This window comes from Roseateles sp. (assembly GCF_052436255.1).
In the GTDB taxonomy this organism is placed as follows: Bacteria; Pseudomonadota; Gammaproteobacteria; order Burkholderiales; family Burkholderiaceae_C; genus Pelomonas.
In genome coordinates this window covers 22,976-43,429 of the sequence record NZ_JBQVNP010000004.1, presented here as the reverse complement: position 1 = coordinate 43,429, position 20,454 = coordinate 22,976, and the positions used below count along the sequence as shown (strand labels likewise).

The window sequence follows — 20,454 nt, the reverse complement described above, 5'->3', positions numbered from 1 at the left end:
GGCGCGGCTTCAGGGAGGTTTCAGGGATTATTCAACTGCCGTTCAAGACAGCGCGGCGGGGTGCCGGCGATTGTGGCGTGCCGGTCCACGCCTTGCGGACCCCACGGAGCCGCACCCCCATGAACGACATCCGCCCTGCCCTCCTCACCCGCCACCGCCACCCGTTGAAGGCGCTGCTGCTGGCGGCGATCACGCTGTCCGCCTGCGGCGGCGGTGGCGGGGGCGACGTCGCCGCCCTGGATGAAGACGGCTGCCTGCTCACGCCTGCGGCCACGCTGGCCTCCCACCAGACCAGCGCCGTCTGCCGCGGCAAGGCCAACTTCAACGACCGCCAGCTGGTGGGCATGGCCGGCAATGGCCGGGCCTGCGCCGATTGCCATTCACCCACCGAGCGCTTCCAGCTCAGCCCGGCCAGGGCCCAGGAGCGCCTGGCCGCCATGCTCGCCAGCGGCGTCGACGACCCCTTGTTCCGCGCCATCGACGCGGACGATTTCCGGGTGCTGGGCGCCGCCGCGCGCGATTTCACCAATCTCACCGTCAATGGCCTGGTGCGGGTGACCTTGCCGCTGCCGGCCAACATCAAGCTGCTGGACTGCGGCGCCAGCGTACCCTGCCCGGCCTCGGCACGGGCCACCGACGAGACGCAGGTCGACGTCTGGCGCGCCGTGCCCTCCATCCTGGACGCCCGCCTGACCGGCCCCGACGGCCAGGCGCCGGCCTGGCCGCGCGGCGCCAACCCGAGCGGCGGCTACCAACTGGACGGCCGCATCGACACGCTGCAGAACCAGGCCCAAAGCGCGCTGCGCAGCCATGCGTCCACCGCGGTGGATGCGCCAACCTCGTTTCTGGACGACCTCGCGGCATTCCAGAACGCGATGTTCTCCAGCCCCGGCGTGAAGCTGCTTGCCCAGGCCATGAGCGCGGGGGCCAGCGCGCTGCCCGACCCCGACCCCGTGCTCAGCGATCTGGAGCGCGTCGGCAAAACCGTCTTCAACCGCGCGTGTGCCCAGTGCCACGGCAACCTGGGCGCGCACCCCAGCGGCAGCGCTCCCATACGCCAGGGCATCATGGGTACACCCACCGCGCTGGTGCGGTATCACGACATCATCACCGCCTGCCCGCGCCCGGTGGACAGCGTGAGCCCGGCGCGCTTCCTGTTCGCGGCCTGCAGCCCCAGCCAGATGCGCAATGTGCGCACCTACCAGATCACCAACAGCGGCACCGCGCCCTCGGGCACCCCTTGCGGCGGCCCCGCACCGCAGCCCGCGTGCGTGACCCGCGTCACCACCTCCGACCCCGGCCGGCTGCTGCTCACCGGCTACCCCGCGGCGGGCGGGCCGGGAGACATCCAGAAGATGGACATCCCCAGCCTGCGCGGCATCGCCCAGACGGCGCCCTACTTCTCGAACAACACCGCCGCCACGCTGGAAGAGATGCTGGAGCACTACAAGCAGTTCTACAAGCGCGTGCAGGTGCAGAACCCCGCAGCGCCGCTGCTAACCACGCAGCCGGGCGTCACGCCACCGGTCATCGACCGGCCGTTCACCGACGCCGAGACGCCGGCGCTGCTGGCCTATCTGCGCAAGCTGTGAGGCCGGCAGGTGGCCTGCGAACAGGCCGGCCAGGGTGGCAGACGGGCCAGCGCCAGGAGGCCGTCGGATTGCCAGCGCCTGCTTGTCATTGGCAATCACGAACCGCGGCTGCGCCGCCCGCACCGAGCGGCCGGCCGCGCAGCGCCAACCCAACCAGGACTGCCGAGCCGGCTCGGACAACGCAGGCCAGTGCCCAAGGCAGGCGTCGCACTGCTGGCGCTGCAGCCTTCGCGGCGCCGGCCGCGATGCGCCCAGGCCGACGCTCAGCCCCGTCGCCGTGACCGACCGGCGAGGGAGCTTGTCGCTTCATCAGCGCTCAGAGCCATCCTCAGGCTGGGCGCCGCTCTTGCCTTGCCCGTGGCCATGATGGCCATCGTGCCCATGCCCATGGAACAGGTGCATCAGCGGACAGGCCAGCAGGAACAAGAACGGCAGCGCCTGACGGAAGTGGGCGACGTGTTCCGTCAACAGGTAGTACAGGCCGACTGCGCCGGCAACGAGCATGAAGGCACCCAGGGGAGAGCGCCAGCGCGATGGAGTGGCGACGAGGTCATTCATGACCGGTCATCACCTGCTCGCCGCAGATGCGGCCGGCATGGCGCTCATCTTCTTGCCGCCCTTGCCATGCATCTGATCATGCATGCCACCTTCTTTGTGCATGTCGGCGTGCATCTGCTTCTTGTCCGAGCCGCCCATGCCCATGCCCTTCGCGCCGGAAGCGGCAGACGCTGCCGCAACGGCGGCCCGCGGCTTGGCTTTGGGCGCCAAGGCAGGAGCGGTGAGATTCTTCCCTGCGGGGGACGGGGCGGACGCGCCCTCAGCATGGTGGGCGGCGTGGTCCTTGTCCGACTGGGCGATGGCGAGGGACGCGGAAGCCGCCAGCACAGCGGCAGTCATCAGGGCGAACACGGTATGCATCAGAACCTCCTGTTGGGATGGACAGAGCATTGCACTGGCAGACGGGCCAATGCTTGATGCAAATCAATGGAACACCCACACCGCACCGCACCGGCCCTGTGGTAGCACCCACAGCACCCACAGCACCAGCAGCGGTGAGGCCTCACACGGCCTCTGAGACACAGAGATCAGCGGCGCCTTCATCCCGCTCCCTCGGTGCCTCAGTGGCCTTGTTTGGTTGTCAATTTCAGGTCCAGCACATAGCGAAAGGCGTCGCGATCCGACCCCGCCGTGTCCAGAGCGAAGCCGCCCTGCATTGCCAGCTCGCGCATGCCCGTGTTCTCGCGCAGCACCAGCGCCACCAGGCGCTGCGTGCCGTGGCCGCGCAGGTAGGCCACCATCTTGTCCAGCAGCCGCTGGCCCAGGCCCTGCCCCTGCAACTCGGTGGCCAGGATGATGGCGAACTCGGCCTCGATGTTGTCGGGGTCGGCCATGGCCCGCACGACGCCCAGCGTGCGCTGCGTGCCATCGGGCTGCGTCTCGATGACGACGAAGGCCATCTCGCGGTCGTAGTCGATCTGCACCAGCCGGGCCAGCTCGCTGCGCGGCAATTCGCGCCGCGTGCTGAAGAAGCGCAGGCGGATGTCTTCGGGCGCGAGCTGCCCGGCAAACGCGAGGTGGCGCGCCTCGTCATCGGGGCGGATCGGCCGCACCAGCAGCTGCCGGCCCTGCCAGGCCCAGGTCTCGGCGAGTTCGGCCGGATAAGGCTGAATGGCGAAGCGCGCAGTGCCCGCGCTGGCCGCGGGGGTGACGCGCAGGCGGGCGTCCAGCGCGATGACGCCGTCGCCGTCGGCCAGCAGCGGGTTGATGTCCAGCTCAGCGAGCTCGGGCAGGTCGGCCAGCATCTGCGACACGCTCACGAGCACATCGCAGATGGCGTCCATGCGTGCGGGCGCATGGTCGCGGTAGCCGGCCAGCAGCCTGGACACACGCGTGGTGGCCACCAGCTCGCGCGCCAGCACGCGGTTCAGCGGCGGCAGGCCGATGGCGCGGTCGACCACCACCTCGACGGCCGTGCCGCCCTGCCCGAACAGGATGACCGGGCCGAACACCGGGTCCACGCTGGCGCCGACGATCAGCTCCTGCGCATGCGGGCGGCGCACCATGGCCTGCACGGTGAAGCCGGTGACGCGGGCTGACGGCCTGACCGAGCGGACACGCGCCAGCATCTGCGCGGCGGCCAGCCGCAGCGCCGCGGCGTCCGCCAGCGCCAGCACGACGCCACCGACATCGGACTTGTGGCTGATGTCGGGCGACAGGATCTTCAGCGCGACGGGATACCCGATGGCGACCGCGGCCGCGACCGCTTCATCGGCCGAGGCGCCGACCGCGACCGTCGGCACGACCGGCATGCCATAGGCCTGCAGCACCGCCTTGGCCTCCAGCTCGTCCAGCATGTCGCGGCCGTCGGCGAGTGCGGCCTCCACGACGGCGCGGGCCGCCGCGCGGTCCGCGGGTCCGGCCTCGCTGGCGGTGGGCGCCTCGGTGAGCAGGGCCTGGTTGCTGGCGTAGCGGGCCAGCATGGCGAAGGCGCGCACGGCTTCCTCGGGCGTGTCGTAGGTGGCCACACCTGCGGCCTTGAAGACGCGCCGCGCCTCGGCCACGCCGGCGTCGCCGAGCCAGCAGCTCATCAGCCGGCCCGCCGCCTCGCGCGCCAGCGGGGCGCAGGCGCGAGCGATGTCCTCGCTGCGCACGATGGCCGTCGGCGCGTGCATGAACAGCACCGCGCCGGCGTCGGGGGCGTCAAGCAGCGCACGCAGCGTCGCCGTGTAGCGCTCGACCGGCGCGTCGCCAATGATGTCGACGGGGTTGCCGCGCGACCAGGTGGGCGGCAGCACGGCGTCGAGCCTGGTGTGCAACGCCTGGCTCAGGGGCGGCAGCTCGACGCCGGCGAGCGCCGCTGCGTCCGCCGCCATGACGCCGGCACCGCCGCCATTGGTCATCAGCGTGAGCCCCTTCTGCGGGCTGCCTCGGAAATGCGCCAGCGTCTCGGCTGCCATGAACAGGTCCTGCAGCGTCTCCACGCGCAGCATGCCGGCACGGCGGATGGCAGCGTCGATGACGACGTCCGACCCCGCGAGTGCGCCGGTGTGCGACGCGGCCGCCTGCAAGCCGTTGCCGGCGCGGCCGGCCTTCACCACGATGACCGGCTTGTTACGTGCCGCCGCACGCGCCGCCGACATGAACTTGCGCGGGTGCTCGATGGATTCCATGTAGAGCAGGATGGCGCGGGTATGGGGGTCGCTGGCGAAATGGTCCAGCAGGTCGCCGAAATCGACGTCGGCGCGCTCGCCGAGCGACACCATGTGCGAGAAGCCGATGTGCCGCGAGCGCGCCCAGTCCAGCACTGCCGTGACCAACGCGCCCGACTGCGACACGAAGGCGATGTCGCCGGGCAGCGCATCAATGTGGGCGAAGCTGGCGTTCAGCCCAATGCGCGGCGACAGCAGGCCCAGGCAGTTGGGGCCGAGCAGGCGCAGCAGGTGCGGCCGTGCAGCGTCGAGCGCGGCCTGCTTCTGCGCGACGCTCAGGCCGGCAGTCATGACGATGGCGGCGCGCGTGCCCAGTTCGCCCAGCTCGGCGATGAGGCCGGCCACGGTGTCGGGCGGGGTGCACAGCACGGCCAGGTCGGGCGCCTCGGGCAGGTCGCCGACACGGGCGGCCAGCGCCACGCCGTCCAGCTCAGCGTGCTTGCGATTCACGCCGAAAACGGGGCCGGCAAACGTGCCGGCGCACAGGTTGCGCCAGACGGTCGCACCGACGCTGCCGGGGCGGTTGGAGGCGCCGACCACGACGACCGAGCGCGGCGAGAGAAGTTGGTCGAGGTGGCGGATGCTCACGGCGTGATGGCCACTTTCAGCACGCCGTCGCGCTGGTGGCCGAAGAGCTCGTAGGCGGTCTCGATGTCGTCGAGCTTGAAGCGGTGGGTCACCATCGCCTCCAGGTTGACGCGCCGCGAGGCGATCATGGCCATCAGCCGACGCATGCGCTCCTTGCCGCCGGGGCAGAGGGTGGTGACGATCCGGTGGTCGCCCAGGCCGGCCGCAAAGGCGCCCAGTGGGATGGTCAGGTCGGTGGAATAGACGCCCAGGCTGGACAGCGTGCCGCCCGGCCGCAGCACGCGCAAACAGGCCTCGAAGGTCTGCTGCGTGCCCAGCGCCTCGATGGCGACGTCCACGCCCCGGCCGTCGGTGAGCCGCATGATTTCCTCGATGGGGTCGGCCTTGCTGGCGTCGATGACATGGTCCGCGCCCATCTGCGTGGCGATGTGCAGGCGGTTGGCGAGGCGGTCGACGCCGATCACCATCGAGGCGCCGCTGAGCTTGGCGCCGGCCGTCGCGCACAGGCCGATGGGGCCTTGCGCGAACACGGCCACCGTGTCGCCGATGCGCACGCCCGCGCTCTCGGCGCCGCTGAAGCCGGTGGACATGATGTCGGGGCACATCAGCACCTGCTCGTCGCTCAGCGAGTCGGGCACGGGTGCCAGGTTGACCATGGCGTCGGGCACCAGCACGTACTCGGCCTGGCAGCCGTCGATGGTGTTGCCGAAGCGCCAGCCGCCCATGGCCTTCCAGCCATGCACCGTGCCGGCGCCGTCCTGCGAGCCGCAGCCGCACAGGCAGGCCGCGCTCCAGCCGCTGGGCGTGATGGCGCCGGCAATGACGCGCTGGCCTTCGCGGTAGCCGCGCACGCCCGAGCCGAGCTTCTCGATGACGCCCACCGGCTCGTGGCCGATGGTCAGGCCGCGCTCGACCGGGTACTCGCCCTTGAGGATGTGGATGTCGGTGCCGCAGATGGTCGTCGTCGTGATGCGGATCAGCGCGTCCTGAGGGCCGACATCGGGGATGCGCTTGTCGTCGAGCACGATGCGGCCGGGTTCGACGAAGACGGCGGCTTTCATCATGGCCATGGTGAGTTCTCCAAAAGGCGCAGCGCGCCTGGAAGGGTTCCATGACGTCGGCCCGCCCCCAGCCCCAGGCTTGCCGGGGTATCGAGGGTGGAAGCGCCGCGAGAGGGTAGGCCCCCACGCCGCGTTGCAGCTTGCGCTAGCTCAAAGGACGCGCATGGCTGTGTCAGTTGCAACAGGGCAGGTGGACCCTGCCCCTAGAACCCACCGCGTCCCCTATCGAAAGGAAGACTTGGCGCGGTATGCCTACTAAATTGGCTTCACCCGGACCACACCTTGGAGGACTTGCCCGACGGGTGGGCCCCGGGGTCATTCGCTGCGTTTTGCAGCGAAGCAATGCATGCCCGTGCCAGCCTGATGGCACAGAAGGGACCGCGATGGAACCGACACTGCGCGCCGCAGATACTCCAGGCCTCACGGCCGACGACCGGCTGGAGGTGCAGGCGATGGCCAACCCCTTCCACTTCGAACGCAGCGTCGATGCCGAATTAGCGGCGCGCATCGTCGAAACCATCAACCGCATGGGCGGCGCGGGCGAGGTTGCCGAGCGCTGCTACCAGCAGGCGCTCGACGGGCTGGCGCGGCGCGGCAAGGAAGTCGTGCACGCCCTGGCCGAAGAGGTCGGCCGCCTGGCCGAGGACCGCTACCTCGACCGCTGGGCGCTGGTGCAGCTGATGGCCGAGCTCAAGCACGAAAGCGCGCTCGACCCACTGGACCGGCTGCTCAGCAGCCGCATCCCTGAAGAGCGCTCGGCCGACCCGCACGGCTTCACCACGGCGGGCGAGGAGGTCATGATCCGCACCACTGCGGTCGAGGCCGTGACGCGGCTGGCCGCCGACGGCAGCCAGCGCGCCTGCGAACTGCTGCTGCGCCACACAGGTCACGAGAACTTCTCCGTGCGGCGCGCCGCCGTCCAGGGCTATCTGACACACGGCGGCGAGAAGGCCGAAGAGACGCTGCGCCAGACCCTGCCCGAGCGCGACCACTTCATCCTCGGCATCCGCCGCATCGACGTGCGCCAGGCGCCGCAGGCGCAGGGCGGCCTGTATCTCAAGGCCAAAGAGCGCGATGTGCCGGCCCATGACCTCAACCCCAGCAGCGGCTGCGGCACCGAGGGCAATGGCGGCGGCAAGGACGGTGACGGCGATTGCGACTGCAAGCACTGACAGCAGCCGCCCTCTGACCCCGCAACAGGAGCCCTCCATGGCCACGTGCACCTACTCTGTGCCTGACAAGAATGCCTCCGGCGACAACCTCTACGGTGCCGTCATCTGCAACCAGGCCTACATCGACTACTTCTGGAACGCCTACGGCTTCCAGGGCAACAAGAATTACTGGGACGACGGCTTCGGCTGGGAAGACCCCTGCAATACCAGCAAGCCGCTGGCGCGCGCCTTCAACGGCTGCTATTTGCTCACCTACTCGGCCCAGGACTACCAGAACGAAAGCTGGAACTCGCCCATCCTCAACTGGGGCCGGCGCTATGTGCGCAACAACATCGACGACCTGCGCAGCAAATGCGGCGACGGTTCGGCCATTGCGCGAGCGAGCGGCGACACGGTCGAGGTCTACCTCGGCTTCTTCTACACCAAGGACGTGCCCGGCCGTGCCGAGACGCTGATCCACGAGGCGCGTCACGCCGGCGGCAAGTCGCACAACGCCAAGTTCCCGGCCGGCTCCGTGTTCGGTGCGGGCAAGGATGGCGCCGACTCCAGCTGGGGCCACGAAGGCGCGTGGATGTATGGCGCGCTCTACCTGTGGTGGTTCTATGCCGCCGGCGCGCGCACCACCTCGGCAATGCGTGAACGCGCCCGCCAGCGCGGCAACCTCGTCATCGACAACGCCTTCGCCACCCACCCCGGCTACAGCATCTGAGCCGGCGCGGTGCGCCGCGTCAGCTCAGTCCGGCCTTCTCCAACCCGAACATCTTGTCCAGCGAGCCGGGCACGTTGCGGAAGGCCACATTCATGCGGTTCCAGCCGTTGATGGCGGCAACGCGCCAGGTCAGCTCCGACAGCTCCTCGTCGGGGAAGTGCTCGCGCACCTCGGCATAGGCGGCGTCGGAGATGCCTTCGCGCGGGATGTGCGTCAGCAGTTCCGTCCAGGCCAGCCCGGCACGCTCCTTGGGCGTGAACAGCGGCGACTCGTGCCAGATGGCCACGTGGTGCAGGCGCAGCTCGCGCTCGCCGTGGATCTTGGCCTGCTTGACGTGCATGTCCAGGCAGAAGGCGCAGCCGTTGAGCTGGGAGGCGCGGATGTCCACCAGCAGGGCCAGCGTCTTGTCCATGCGGAAGGCCATGCCGAAGTCCATGTACTTCCTGGACAGGTCGGCGGACTGGCGGAAGTAGTCGAGGCGGGGGGCGTGTGTGCTCATGGCGATGTCCTTGGGCTGTGGCGGCCTGCGAGATTGCCGGCCTCATCCTCAAGACGGATCAGCCGTGGCGCTTGTGACACGCGCTGCGAGGGCGGCCAGCTTTTCGGGGTTGCGCTGGATGTAGAGCGCGCCGACCTGGCCGTCGGCCTGTGCCGGCGCGAGCGCAATCGTCTGCACCAGGCGCCCGCCTGCGGCGGTGTCGATGATGAGCAACCCGGGCAGGCCGTTGACGAGTGCCGGCACCATGCGCCAGGCGCGGCTGGTGGGCATCTGCGCAAAGCCGATGAAGACGCGCGCGATCTGCGCACCGCCGTGCAGCGGCCGCGGCACGGCGCTGACCTTGCCGCCACCGTCCGCCAGCATCACGGCGTCCTCGGCCAGCAGTTGCGCCAGCGCCGACACGTCCTGGCTGCGCACCGCGTGCATGAAGGCGGCCACCAGTCGCTCGCCCTCCTCTTTCGCCACTTCACGGCGCGCGTAGTCGACCTTGACGTTCTTGCGCGCGCGGCTGATGAGCTGGCGGCAGGCGGGCTCGCTGCGGTCCAGATGCCGCGCGATCTCGTCGTAGTCCAGGTCGAACACGTCGTGCAGCAGGAAGGCCGCACGCTCCAGCGGCGACAGGCGCTCCAGCGCCAGCATGAAGGCGATGGACACGTCCTGCGCGAACTCGGCCTGCTTGTCGGGGCCCGGCGCCCAGCCGAACAGGGTTTCGTCCTCCAGCAGCGGCTCGGGCAGCCAGACGCCCACGTAGTGCTCGCGCTGATGGGCGGCGGAACGCAGCTTGTCCAGGCAGAGGTGGGTGACCAGCCGGGACAGGAAAGCGCCGGCGTGCTCGACGGTGGCTTCGTCCACGTCGGCCCAGCGCAGCCAGGCCTCCTGCACGATGTCCTCGGCCTCGGCACGCGAGCCGAGCATGCGATAGGCCAGCGCGCGCAGGCGGCGGGCGTGCTCCTGGTCGAAACGGCGCGCGCGGGCGGGCGGCGACAGGTCGGCGGGGGCGGTCGTTGCCGCGGCGAGAGGGTTTTCGGCGTTCATGCCCGACAGACGAAACAGCCCCGGTCTTTGTGACATCGCCCGGCGCCGGCCGATGTTGCCATGCGTCACGGCGCCGCTGCGGCATGCGCCGGGGGAAGGCGTCAGGGCAAGACCTCAGGGGCAGTGCAGGAAGTTGCCCTGGACGGTGCACAGCCCGCGCGGGCCGACAAGGTTGGGGCCCACCCGGGTCAGCGTCGAGCCATCGCTGGCGATGCAGGTGGCGGCATTGCAGTTGCTGACGGTCACCGGCGCCTCGACGCGCGGGATGTGCACGGGTGGCAAGGGCGGCGGTGAGGCTGGCGGTCGCGGTACCGCTGCCGAGGGCCGGGCCGGCGAGGGCGGCGTCCAGGTGCGCTGCGACGGCGGCGGCGACGTGGTCAGCCCGCCCAGGCAGGCGTCGGCCACACGTTGGCGCAGCGGTTGCAGACGCGCGGCCACGCTGCGCTGGCGCTCACGATCGGGCACGGTGGCGGCCGAGGCTGCGGCCGTGGCGGCGATGGCCTCCTCGGCCTGCTCCAGCGCTTGCAACGCCGTGCGGCAACCGGGCGAGCGCGGCAGTTCCTCGGCGCTGGCGGGCATGCCGAGCAGGCCGGCCACCAGCAGGGAGAGGACGTTCAAACGTGCGGTCATGGCCAGCCAATGGTGCGCCAGCCGGCGCGGTGCTGCTGTAGGTCACCGCCTGCGCCTCAGGTCCGACGCCACCGGGGCAGCACCAGCAGGCTGGCAAAGCCCAGCAAGCCCGCGAGTGCAAAGCCGGCCACGCTGCCCCAGTGAGCGTCGCCGCTGAGCCCCAGCAGGTCCAGCGCGCCGATGCCGGTCTTCTGCAGGTTCAGGTAGAGCCCGAACAGGAACAGGGCCAGGAAGGTGCGCGACCCCTGCGTCAGCCGGCCCAACAGCGCGGCCGCCGCGCTGAGGAACAGCAGGCCGGTGCCGCAGGCCAGCGCGCGCAGCGGGGCCTCGGCGGACCAGCGCAGCATGGCGGGTGCCGCCACCAGCAGCCCCAAGCCGAAGGCCACTAGCGCCTGCCGCCAGCCGCGCTCCAGCGCACCGCCCGGCGTAGCACTGGCCAGGGCTAGCGTGCCGCTCTGCGGGTCCCGTGAGCTGACGTCCGCCATCGCCATGCCCCAGGCGCAAAGCACCACCGCCAGCAGGCCGGGCAGATCCTCAACAGGCACGAAGGCCGACGCCACCGCGCAGCCCAGCATCCCCAGCGCCAGCAGGGGCTGGCTGAGCAGCACCAGGCCGACGTCCGCCAGCCAGCGGCCGGGCCAGCCCGGCAGCCGCGCGGCAACGCGCATCAGGCGCCCCAGTACGCGGCTGAAGGGCCGCATCACCGGCTGCAGCAACCACAGCAGGGCCCGCACCAGTTGCCAGCGACCGCCGGCCTGGCGCAACCTGACGCGGTCGGGCGCATAACGGTGGAACAGCAGCGCTGCGGGCCACAGCGGCAGCAGCGCCAGCAGCATCGAGCCCAGTCGCAGCGCCACCAGTTCCCGGGTCCACAGCCCCTCGGGCATGTGCAGAAGCGGCAGCGAGGCATCGAAAGGCCCGCCGCCCACGCTCATGCTGCTGACCTCCATCAACCGGCTGATGCTCACCAGCAGCGGCGACACGCCGTTGATGTCGAACAGCTGCCAGCCGCTCAAGCCCACCGCGCCACCCGGCCCCAAGAAGACCGGGATGAAGGCGAACTGCAGCATCCACAGGACCCAGTACAGCGCGTCACCGCGCTTGCCCATCAGCGGCGCCCAGGCGTCCGACAGCACGGCCAGGCTGGCGCACAGCATCAACCCCGGCGCCAGACCCAGCACCAGCATCTGCAGATAGGGCAGCGGCTGCAGCGGACCTTCGCCACGCACCAGCTGCAGCACCCAGATGGTCAGCATGACGACGATGCCCAGCGTCATCAAAAAACCGAAGGCGCCCAGCCAGCGCGCGCCCAGCCACTGCGCGTTGGACACCGGCGTGGCGGCCAGCACGGCGGCGGTGCCGGTACGCAGGTCCTCCTGGCTGCGCCCGCGCGCCAGATAAAAGCCGGCCAGCCCGAACAGCAGCGATGCGATCAGCGTGGTGGCGAAGGCCAGCGCTTCGCTTTCGTAGGCCACGCGCTGCTTGCCCGTGACCATCATGGCCATGCCGCTTTGCGGGTCCAGCACCATCAGCCAGCTCAAGGCCACGACGGCAAGCAGGATCACCAGGCTGCTGACACGGCGGCTGCGCAGCCGCCATTCATTGAGCACCAGCGCGTTGTGCAACCCCCAGTTCATGCGGCCACCCGCGCATCGGCATAGCGCTGCGCCATCAGCGCTTCTTCCAGGCTGGCCTGCGCCGGCTGCGCCTCGGCGAACGGCCGCGTCGGGTGGGCAATGCGCACCTGCATGCGCCCGCCCTGGGGCTGGGCCTGCAGCACATGCAGATGGGCGCGCAGCGCCTCGTAGTCGGCGGGCTCGAGCAGCGCCGTCCACACCTGGCCCGCCGCACGCGCCAGCACGGCGTCGGGTGTCTCGAACGCCACCAGCCGGCCATTGCGCATGACGGCCAGGTGGGAGGCCATGTTCTCCACATCCGAGACGATGTGGGTCGACACGATGACCAGGCGCTGGCGCCCCAGGTCGCCGAGCAGATGCCGAAAGCGCAGCCTCTCCTCGGGGTCCAGACCGGCGGTGGGCTCGTCGACGATGAGCACATCGGGGTCGTTCAGCAGCGCCTGCGCAATGCCCAGGCGCTGACGCATGCCGCCCGAGAAACCCGCAGCGGGGCGGTGGGCCTGTTCATGCAGGTTGACGAGCTGCAGCAGGGCCTGCAGGCGGCGCGGGTCGCGCACGCCCTTGAGCGCGGCGAAGTACTGCAGGAACTCCAGCGCCGTCAGGTGCGGGTAGACGCCGAAGTCCTGCGGCAGATAGCCCAGGCGGCGGCGCATCAGCTCAGGTCTCGCGACGATGTCCTGGCCGTCGAGCAGGATGCGGCCGCTGCTGGGCTTGCACAGCGTGGCCAGCATCTGCATCAGCGTGCTCTTGCCCGCGCCGTTGTGGCCGATGAGACCGACGACACCGGGCTGAAGGTCGAGCGACACGCCATCGACGGCCTTGAGTTTTCCGAAGGTCTTGACGACGTCCTGTATCTGCAGCATGGCCGCCTCCTGATCTGTGATGGCTCGCAGGCTAGGGAGGGTCCTTGCCGATTCAAACGGCCATCCGACGGGCCGCAGAGGCGGCGCCTTAAACGGAAGGAAGCGCGGCTTGAGCCGGTTCAGCAGCGCCGGCCGCGCAGGGGCTTGAGCAGCTCGCCCAGGCCGTTGTGATCGATCTCCTGCATCAGCGCCAGCAGCCGCCCGATTTCGCCCTTGGGGAATCCTTCGCGGGCGAACCAGTGGAGGTAGTTGGCGGGCAAATCGGCGATCTGCGTTCCCTGGTGCTTGCCGAAGGGCATCTCGGTGGTGACGAGCTTGAGGAGGTCTTCCGGGTTCATCGCGGCAGTGTCCGCCTACTCGCACACGGAGAGGTCGATCCCCCGGTGCCCCGTCCGCGTCTCGATGGCGCTGGCCGTGCGCTTGAGGCGCCCCATCCAGCGGCGCACCGAGCCGTCGGGCAAGCGCTCCTCGCGCACACACAGTTGGTTGTCGATGGCCATGGCCATGCGCTCCTCGGCCGTCGGTCGCGGCGAGTTGGCGCGGGGATCCTGCGTCGCCGGATTGGCCAGCGCGCCGCGCAATACCTCCTTGGAGGGCAGCAACACCAGCGGCACCGCGACCGGCGCACCGGCGCGCGCTGCGCCCGCGCCAACGCTCGGCTGGGCCGGCGCGTCACCTTGCGCCGCCTCGCCCTGCGAGACCGGCGCCGGCGCTGCCCCCGTGATCGCGGGCCTGACATCGGCGCGTCGCGCCACCGGCGGCGCGGGTTTCTCGGCAGCGGGCTGCAATGGCAGCGGCAGCCATCGAATCACCGTCCATCGCTGCGCGTGCGCCGGCTCACGGCTGGCCAGCGAGCGCCAGATGAGCCAGACCGCCAGGCCGTGCACCGCCAGCACCAGCAACATGCCCGCGGCACGCGAAGGCCGCCAGCGCATCAGGCCCTGAGCCGGCAACCCACGCCCTGCAGCAAGGCCAACCCGATGGTCGTCAGGTGACGCTCCTCTCGCCGCGCGCCTGTGTCTGTGGGGCCGGACGCTCTTTTCACTTCAAAGCCATTTCAGGCGCTTGAAGCGCCAGTACAACGCCCCGCTGACAACGGCGATGATGCCCAGCGCCATCGGGTAGCCGAAGGCCCATCTCAGCTCGGGCATCCTCTCGAAGTTCATGCCCCAGATGCCGGCCAGCGCTGTGGACGCCGCAAAGATGGCGGCCCAGGCGGCCAGCCGCTTGGTGACCAGCGACTCGTCGATGGAGACCAGCGTCAGGTTGACCTGGGTGGCCGCAATGATGGTTTCGCGCGCGGCGTCGATGCTGGCCTGGATGCGCAGCAGGTGGTCGTAGACGTCACGGAAATAGTCCTGCATGGACTTGCAGACCACCGGCACGCGCCCACCGTGCAGCTTGGAGGCCACGTCCAGCAGCGGCGTGACGGCGTGGCGCAGTGTGGTGAGCCGCTGCTTGAGGCCGAACAGCCGCTCGACGACGGCCTGGCGGTCCTGACGCGGCTGGAACATCGTCTCTTCCAGTTGGTCCAGCTCGGCCTCGATGGCCTCGATGAGCGGGAAGTAGCGGTCCACCACCGCGTCCATCAAGGCATAAAAGACAAAACCCGGCCCCTGGCGCAGCAGCTCGGGCTCGCGCTCGGCGCGGTCGCGCACGCCAAGAAAACCCTGGGCGCTGCGGTGCCGCACCGACACCACGAAGCGGTTGCCGACGAACACATGCACCTCGCCGACCTCCAGGCCGTCGGGGCCGGCCTCCAACAGGTGCATGGCGGCGAACAGGATGTCGCCGTACTCCTCCAGCTTGGGCCGCTGCAGGCCCTTGCGGGCGTCCTCGACAGCCAGAGGCGGCAGGTCCAGCTCGTACTGCAGCAGGTCGAGCTCCTCATCGCCCGGGTCGCGCAAGGCGATCCAGATGAAGCCGGACGTCGTCTCAAGGGCTTCGGAGACACCCTCCAGCGCCGGCTCGGCCACGATGCGGCCATCTTCATAGACCGCGCTGTTGATCAGCATGGCGCGCTCTCAGCTGCGCGGCAGCGCAAGCTGGGTGATGTCGATGCCACGCTCCCGCGCGATGGCTTCCAGCACCGGCAGCAGCGGGCCCAGCTTCTCGTCCAGCGCGTCGCGCACCGTGTCGACGACGACCTGCGTGCTGCGGTCGATCTCGATGTGGATGGCGTCGCCCACCCCCTTGTCGCCAAAGGTCGTCACGCGCAATGTCTCGGGAATCAGCCAGACCTCGAACCAGCCCGAGCCATCGCGTTCGCGCTGGGCTTCTGCCACGGTCAGGCTGCAGCCGTTGACGCCGATATAGCCCTTGGCGAACACATAGCGCATCCACGGCGCCGGCACGGCGAAGCGGATGACGTGGTTGTTGTCGGGCCGGCGGATCTCGGCGATGCGGGCGGACACGTCGACATGGCCGGACAGCGGATGGCCGCCAATCTCGGCGCCGTCCCTGGCGGCGCGCTCGACGTTCAGGCCCGAGCCCGGCTGCAGCCCGCCCAGCGTCGTCAGGCTCATCGTCTGACCCATCACGTCGAACCGCGCGACCCCGGGCTCCGGCCGCTCCGTGACCGTCAGGCAGACGCCGTCGCAGGACACGCTGGCGCCAACGGCCAGTTCCGCGTCGAAACCTTCCGGAAACTTCAGGTGCAGCGTGTGCAAGCCCTCGCGCGCTTCAATGGCCTGCACGCGAGCCACGCCTTGGACGATGCCGGTGAACATCAGCGCGCCTCCTTCCTGGCCGCAAAGGCCTCCGGCGTGAAGCTCAGGCTCAGGCTGCCATCCGCCCAGCGCACCACCGGGCGCTTGATGACGCTGGGCTCGGCCAGCATCAGCGCGGTGGCCGAGGCATCGTCGACGACGGCCGCCCTGGTGGCCTCATCGAGCTTGCGCCAGGTCGTGCCGGCGCGGTTGACCAGCTTGTCGCGGCCGAAGGCCTTCAGCCACTCGGGCAGCTGGTGCGCGGGAACGCCCTGCTTCTTGAAGTCGTGGAAGACGGTTGGCAGGCCTTGTTCGGCCAGCCAGGCGCGGGCGCGCTTGACGGTGTCGCAGTTGGGGATGCCGTAGACGGTGATCATGGGCGCCATGTTAAGTTGACGGCCATGATCGACTGGCTCGACGACGCGACCCTCGACTTCCCGCCCAGCCACCGGGCGCTCGGCGCCGACACCGACGCACCGGGTCTGCTCGCTGCCGGCGGCACGCTGACACCGCAGCGCCTGCAGGCGGCCTACAGCCGCGGCATCTTTCCCTGGTACGGCCCCGGCCAGCCGCCGCTGTGGTGGGCGCCCGACCCGCGCATGGTGCTGCAGACGGCCGACTTCAAGCTGTCGCGCTCGCTGCGCAAGGCGGTGCAGCGCTTCGCCGCCGCGCCCGGCTGCGAGATCCGCATCGACCATGACCGCGCGGCGGTGCTGCAGGCCTGCGCCAGCGCGCCGCGCGAGGGGCAGTCGGGCACCTGGATCGTGCCCGAGCTGCAGGCCGCCTACCTGGCTTGGGGCGCCATGCACAGCGTCGAGACCTGGGTGGACGGCGAACTCGCGGGCGGGCTCTATGGCGTCAACCTCGGGCGCATGTTCTATGGCGAGTCCATGTTCATGCGCCGCACCGACGCCTCCAAGATCGCGCTGTGCGCGCTGGTCTGCCTGTGTCGCGAGTTCGGCATCCCGTGGATCGACTGCCAGCAGAACACCCCCCACCTGGCCTCGCTGGGCGCCGCCGAAGTGCCGCGAAACGTGTTCGAAGCCCATCTTGCGGCCCATGTCAGCGAGCCCTCGCCGCAAGCGTGGACCTATCATCCAGGCTACTGGCACCGGCTCCTGCACACCACGTGACCCACCCCAAAGAACTGCCCCTTGCGCAGATCCAGTTCTATGCCACGGCCGCCTATCCGTGCAGTTATGTGGCGGGCCGCCAGGCGCGCTCCCAGGTCGCCACGCCCAGCCACCTGATCCACGCCGACGCCTATTCCAACCTCGTCGCCGCGGGTTTCCGCCGCAGCGGCCTGTTCACCTACCGCCCCTATTGCGACCAGTGCCGCGCCTGCATCGCGCTGCGCGTGCCGGTGACACGCTTCAAGCCGACGCGGTCCCAGCGCCGCGCCTGGAAGACCCACCAGCACCTGCAGGCCAAGGTCATGCGCCTGGGCTATTCGCCCGAGCACTATGCGCTCTACCTGCGCTATCAGGCGGGCCGGCATTCCGGCGGCGGCATGGACCATGACAGCGTCGACCAGTACACGCAGTTCCTGCTGCAGTCGCGCATCAACTCCCGCCTGGTGGAGTTCCGCGAAACCCTGCCCGACGGCAGCGCGCCATTGCGCATGGTGTCGATCCTCGACATCCTCAACGACGGCCTGTCGGCGGTCTACACCTTCTACGACCCGGATGTGCCGGGCAGCTTCGGGACCTACGGCGTGCTGTGGCAGATCGGCCAGGCGCGCGAGCTCAAGCTCAGCCACCTCTACCTGGGTTACTGGATCGCGGAGAGCCCGAAGATGGCCTACAAGGCCGGGTTCAGGCCCTACCAGATCCTGCAGAACGGCGCCTGGGAAGACGCGGCCTAAACCAGCACCTCGACGCAGGCCGGGTGCCCCAGAAAGCCCTCCGGGCTGGCGCTGCGGCCGTAGGCGCCGCTTTGATAGACGACGGCCAGGTCGCCGATCTCGCCCCGCGCCATCTCCATGCGGTCGGCGAGCAGGTCAAGCGGAGTGCACAAGGGGCCGACGACGCTGGCGGCTTCGGTCGCTGCTTCCCGGCGGCCCTGCGGCTCGATGGACGCCGGGTAGTTCTTGCGCAGCACTTGGCCGAAGTTGCCGGACGCCGACAGGTGATGGTGCAGGCCGCCATCGGCGACCAGGAAGACCTGGCCGCGCGAGAGCTTGCGGTCGACGATGCGGCTGACGTAGATGCCCGCCTCGCCGACGAAATAACGGCCCAGCTCGATGACCAGCTTGGCCAGCGGCAGATCCGCCTTGGCACGCGCCTGCAAGGCGCCCAGGTTGTCGGCGATGGCGGACAGCTCCAGCCGCGACTCACCCGGGAAATAGGGAATGCCAAAACCGCCGCCCAGGTTCAGGAACCGAACCGGCGACGGTGCGCCTTCGGCCAGCCGCAGGGCCAGCTCGAAGCTCTTGAGCTGCGCCTCGCAGATGGCCTCGGCCTTCAAATTCTGCGAGCCGGCGAACAGGTGGAAGCCCTCGAAGGCAATGCCGTCGCCCGCCAGGCGGCCGACCTCGGCCAGCACCTCGGGCACGGTCTCGGCGTCGATGCCGAACTGCTTGGGGCCACCGCTCATGCGCATGCCCGAGCCCTTGAGCTCGAAGTCCGGGTTCACGCGCAGCGCCACCCGCGCGGGCAGGCCCAGGCGCTGCGAAGCACGCGCCAGGGGAACCAGCTCACGCGCCGATTCCACGTTGACCAGCACGCCGGCGGCCACGGCCTGGCCCAGCTCGATGTCGCGCTTGCCGGGGCCGGCGAAGCTGATCTCGTGCGGGTCCGCGCCGCAGTTCAAGGCGACCTGCAACTCGCCGGCCGAGGCCACGTCTATGCCATCCACCAACTCGGCCATCAACCCGACCAGGGCCGGCATCGGGTTGGCCTTCATCGCGTAATGCAGCTCGACGCCTTGCGGCAGCGCTGCGCGCAACTCGGCCACGCGGGCCTTCAACAGCCCGCGGTCATAGGCATAGAAGGGGGTCTGGCCGACCCGCTCCGCCAGCACCGACAGGCGCTGCCCGCCGACCAGCAGCTCGCCGTTGGCGTCGCGGGGAAAAAGCACGGGCGCATGCCCGAGGACGCGCTTGGTCGGGACGGAATCAGTCATGCAGCATTGCGCTCAAGCCAGTCGGTCGAAAGGGTCTTGCGGTCGATCTTGCCATTCGGATTGCGCGGCAGCGGGCCCTGGCGGGCGAGGATGCCGTGCGGCACCATGTAGGCCGGCATGCGCGCCTTGCAGGCAGCGGTCAGCGCGGCCAGGTCCAGCTCGGCGGCACCTTCGGGCGGCGTCGCGATGACCTGGATGGCCTGGCCGAGCGCGTCGTGATAGACGCCGAAGGCCACGCATTCACCCACCAGGCCGGTGGCGTACAGGACTTCCTCGACCTCGGTCGGGCTGACCCGATAGCCCGAGGTCTTCATCATCTCGTCACGGCGGCCGACGAAGTAGAGAAAGCCCTCGGCATCGCGCCTGACCGTGTCGCCCGAGAACACGGCGAACTCCGGCAACTGCAGCCCGCCCTCGCGCCCGCCCACGCCCACGGGCAAGGGCTTGTAGCGCTCAGCCGTCTTCTCGGCATCGTTCCAGTAGCCCAGGCCGACGAGGGCGCCCCGGTGCACCAGCTCGCCCGGCTCGTCCGGGCCACATTCACTGCCGTCCTCGCGCAGTACCAGGATCTCGGCGTTGGGGACGGCCTTGCCGATGGAGTCGGGGCGGCGGTCCACCTCCTCGGGCGGCAGATAGGTCGAGCGAAAGGCTTCGGTCAGGCCATACATCAGGAAGGGCTGGGCCGACGGCGCCTTGGCGCGCAGCAGGTCCAGCGTCGCGCGCGGCATGCGGCCGCCGGTGTTGGCGAAATAGCGCAAGTTGGCATCGATGGCGGCCGGCCATTCCAGTTGCGTCAGCTGGATGTAGAGCGGCGGCACGGCGGTCAGGCCTGTGACCTTCTCACGCTCCATGGCCTTGAGCACGTCCTTGGGCAGCAGGTAGTTCAGCAGCACGACGCGCGCGCCGCTGTGGAAGGCCGTCGTCAACTGGCTGAAGCCGGCATCGAAAGACAGTGGCAAGGCAGCCAGCAGCGTGTCGCTGGCGCGGTTGCCCAGGTAGCTCGCCACGCTCTTGCCGCCGGCCACCATGTTGCGGTGGGACAGCACGACGCCCTTGGGCCGGCCGGTCGAGCCCGAGGTGTATAGGATGGCCGTCATGTCGGTATCGATGACGCGGTGGCCAGCCCGCGCCGGCGAAGCCAGCAGTTCGAGCCAGTCGTGCACCGGCACCGGCGCACCGCCCGAGCCGCGGGTCAGCACAACATGGCGCAGCGACGGGCACTGCGTCAGCACGTCACCCAGCTGCGCCAGGCGCTCGGGCGAGGTGACCAGCACGCGCACATCGCAGTCCTGGAGGATGAAGCCGACCTGCTCCGGCTTGAGCAGCGGGTTCAGCGGCACGAAGACGCCGCCTGCCGCCGGGGCACCGAAGCTGGCGACGACGGTCTCGAAACGCTTTTCCAGGTAGATGGCAACCCGCTCGCCACGCGCCAGACCCAGTTGCATCAGTCCGCTGGCAAAGCCCCGCACGGCCGTGTCGAGTTCGCCATAACCGAGGGTCACGCCGCCATAGGTCAGGGCCGGCGCCTCAGGCGTGCGCTCGGCGGCAACGGCCACCAACTCGTTCAACAGGGTCGATTCGGGCATGAAGCGCGGCCGGCAGGAGGTCAATAAGCGGGAAAAAAGTAT

At 69.8% G+C, this 20,454-nt stretch carries 21 protein-coding genes; 5 read left to right on the top strand and 16 right to left on the bottom strand.

What is annotated here, in order from left to right; all coding sequences use genetic code 11:
* Nucleotides 1-119: 119 nt before the first annotated feature.
* Complete coding sequence (locus ACT6S0_RS01820; RefSeq protein WP_444762205.1) at nt 120-1,592, top strand: hypothetical protein; 1,473 nt, start codon at nt 120-122, stop codon at nt 1,590-1,592.
* Between the two features lie 309 nt (nt 1,593-1,901).
* Here ACT6S0_RS01820 and ACT6S0_RS01815 read toward each other — a convergent pair whose 3' ends face one another.
* The 4 genes from ACT6S0_RS01815 to ACT6S0_RS01800 all read right to left on the bottom strand — a co-directional run bounded on the left by ACT6S0_RS01815 (nt 1,902) and on the right by ACT6S0_RS01800 (nt 6,459).
* A complete protein-coding gene (locus ACT6S0_RS01815) occupies nt 1,902-2,150 on the bottom strand; it encodes a DUF2933 domain-containing protein (RefSeq protein WP_444762204.1) in 249 nt (82 codons plus the stop codon).
* Between the two features lie 9 nt (nt 2,151-2,159).
* Nucleotides 2,160-2,510, bottom strand: coding sequence for a hypothetical protein (locus tag ACT6S0_RS01810; RefSeq protein ID WP_444762203.1), 351 nt, complete (start codon nt 2,508-2,510; stop codon nt 2,160-2,162).
* Between the two features lie 200 nt (nt 2,511-2,710).
* On the bottom strand, nt 2,711-5,389 hold the full coding sequence (locus tag ACT6S0_RS01805; RefSeq protein WP_444762202.1) for a bifunctional acetate--CoA ligase family protein/GNAT family N-acetyltransferase: 2,679 nt from the start codon (nt 5,387-5,389) through the stop codon (nt 2,711-2,713).
* A complete protein-coding gene (locus ACT6S0_RS01800; RefSeq protein ID WP_444762201.1) occupies nt 5,386-6,459 on the bottom strand; it encodes an NAD(P)-dependent alcohol dehydrogenase in 1,074 nt (357 codons plus the stop codon). The genes ACT6S0_RS01805 and ACT6S0_RS01800 overlap by 4 nt, the downstream gene beginning before the upstream one ends.
* Nucleotides 6,460-6,833: 374 nt before the next feature.
* Between ACT6S0_RS01800 and ACT6S0_RS01795 the strand changes: the two genes are divergently transcribed.
* Entirely contained in the window at nt 6,834-7,622 is a 789-nt protein-coding gene (locus ACT6S0_RS01795; RefSeq protein ID WP_444762200.1) for a HEAT repeat domain-containing protein, read from the top strand.
* 37 nt (nt 7,623-7,659) lie between these two features.
* A complete protein-coding gene (locus ACT6S0_RS01790; protein ID WP_056272553.1) occupies nt 7,660-8,331 on the top strand; it encodes a hypothetical protein in 672 nt (223 codons plus the stop codon).
* Between the two features lie 19 nt (nt 8,332-8,350).
* On the opposite strand, the gene ACT6S0_RS01785 is transcribed toward ACT6S0_RS01790, so the two are convergent.
* From ACT6S0_RS01785 to ACT6S0_RS01740, 10 genes are all read right to left on the bottom strand, one after another.
* Complete coding sequence (locus tag ACT6S0_RS01785; protein WP_444762262.1) at nt 8,351-8,767, bottom strand: carboxymuconolactone decarboxylase family protein; 417 nt, start codon at nt 8,765-8,767, stop codon at nt 8,351-8,353.
* Between the two features lie 111 nt (nt 8,768-8,878).
* Nucleotides 8,879-9,865, bottom strand: a complete 987-nt coding sequence (gene sigJ, locus ACT6S0_RS01780) for an RNA polymerase sigma factor SigJ (RefSeq protein ID WP_444762199.1) — start codon at nt 9,863-9,865, stop codon at nt 8,879-8,881.
* A 114-nt stretch (nt 9,866-9,979) separates the two neighbouring features.
* Nucleotides 9,980-10,495, bottom strand: a complete 516-nt coding sequence (locus ACT6S0_RS01775) for a hypothetical protein (protein ID WP_444762198.1) — start codon at nt 10,493-10,495, stop codon at nt 9,980-9,982.
* Between the two features lie 56 nt (nt 10,496-10,551).
* On the bottom strand, nt 10,552-12,132 hold the full coding sequence (locus ACT6S0_RS01770; RefSeq protein WP_444762197.1) for a hypothetical protein: 1,581 nt from the start codon (nt 12,130-12,132) through the stop codon (nt 10,552-10,554).
* The gene (locus ACT6S0_RS01765) at nt 12,129-12,995 is read right to left on the bottom strand and encodes an ABC transporter ATP-binding protein (protein ID WP_444762196.1); all 867 of its coding nucleotides are present in this window, start codon (nt 12,993-12,995) and stop codon (nt 12,129-12,131) included. Before ACT6S0_RS01765 ends, ACT6S0_RS01770 begins: the two co-directional genes overlap by 4 nt.
* A 119-nt stretch (nt 12,996-13,114) precedes the next feature.
* Nucleotides 13,115-13,333 (bottom strand): DUF3820 family protein, encoded by a 219-nt coding sequence (locus tag ACT6S0_RS01760; protein WP_444762195.1) that lies wholly within the window; start codon nt 13,331-13,333, stop codon nt 13,115-13,117.
* A gap of 15 nt (nt 13,334-13,348) precedes the next feature.
* Nucleotides 13,349-13,900, bottom strand: a complete 552-nt coding sequence (locus ACT6S0_RS01755) for a hypothetical protein (protein ID WP_444762194.1) — start codon at nt 13,898-13,900, stop codon at nt 13,349-13,351.
* A gap of 141 nt (nt 13,901-14,041) precedes the next feature.
* On the bottom strand, nt 14,042-15,010 hold the full coding sequence (gene corA / locus ACT6S0_RS01750) for a magnesium/cobalt transporter CorA (protein WP_444762193.1): 969 nt from the start codon (nt 15,008-15,010) through the stop codon (nt 14,042-14,044).
* Between the two features lie 9 nt (nt 15,011-15,019).
* On the bottom strand, nt 15,020-15,724 hold the full coding sequence (locus tag ACT6S0_RS01745) for a riboflavin synthase subunit alpha (protein ID WP_444762192.1): 705 nt from the start codon (nt 15,722-15,724) through the stop codon (nt 15,020-15,022).
* The gene (locus ACT6S0_RS01740; protein WP_444762191.1) at nt 15,724-16,089 is read right to left on the bottom strand and encodes an arsenate reductase; all 366 of its coding nucleotides are present in this window, start codon (nt 16,087-16,089) and stop codon (nt 15,724-15,726) included. Before ACT6S0_RS01740 ends, ACT6S0_RS01745 begins: the two co-directional genes overlap by 1 nt.
* A 15-nt stretch (nt 16,090-16,104) precedes the next feature.
* Here ACT6S0_RS01740 and ACT6S0_RS01735 point away from each other — a divergent pair, with 15 nt between their 5' ends.
* Nucleotides 16,105-16,836: a leucyl/phenylalanyl-tRNA--protein transferase gene (locus ACT6S0_RS01735; RefSeq protein ID WP_444762190.1), complete on the top strand. Its 732-nt coding sequence runs from the start codon at nt 16,105-16,107 to the stop codon at nt 16,834-16,836.
* Nucleotides 16,833-17,567 carry an arginyltransferase gene (locus ACT6S0_RS01730; RefSeq protein ID WP_444762189.1) on the top strand — a complete coding sequence of 245 codons (735 nt, stop codon included), beginning with the start codon at nt 16,833-16,835 and terminating at the stop codon, nt 17,565-17,567. The genes ACT6S0_RS01735 and ACT6S0_RS01730 overlap by 4 nt, the downstream gene beginning before the upstream one ends.
* Here the strand turns inward: ACT6S0_RS01730 and ACT6S0_RS01725 are convergent.
* Together ACT6S0_RS01725 and ACT6S0_RS01720 are read right to left on the bottom strand one after the other, a co-directional pair.
* The gene (locus ACT6S0_RS01725) at nt 17,564-18,826 is read right to left on the bottom strand and encodes a pyridoxal-dependent decarboxylase, exosortase A system-associated (protein ID WP_444762188.1); all 1,263 of its coding nucleotides are present in this window, start codon (nt 18,824-18,826) and stop codon (nt 17,564-17,566) included. The two genes, ACT6S0_RS01730 and ACT6S0_RS01725, sit on opposite strands and share 4 nt — an antisense overlap.
* Complete coding sequence (locus tag ACT6S0_RS01720; protein ID WP_444762187.1) at nt 18,823-20,412, bottom strand: acyl-CoA ligase (AMP-forming), exosortase A system-associated; 1,590 nt, start codon at nt 20,410-20,412, stop codon at nt 18,823-18,825. Before ACT6S0_RS01720 ends, ACT6S0_RS01725 begins: the two co-directional genes overlap by 4 nt.
* Nucleotides 20,413-20,454: the final 42 nt, after the last annotated feature.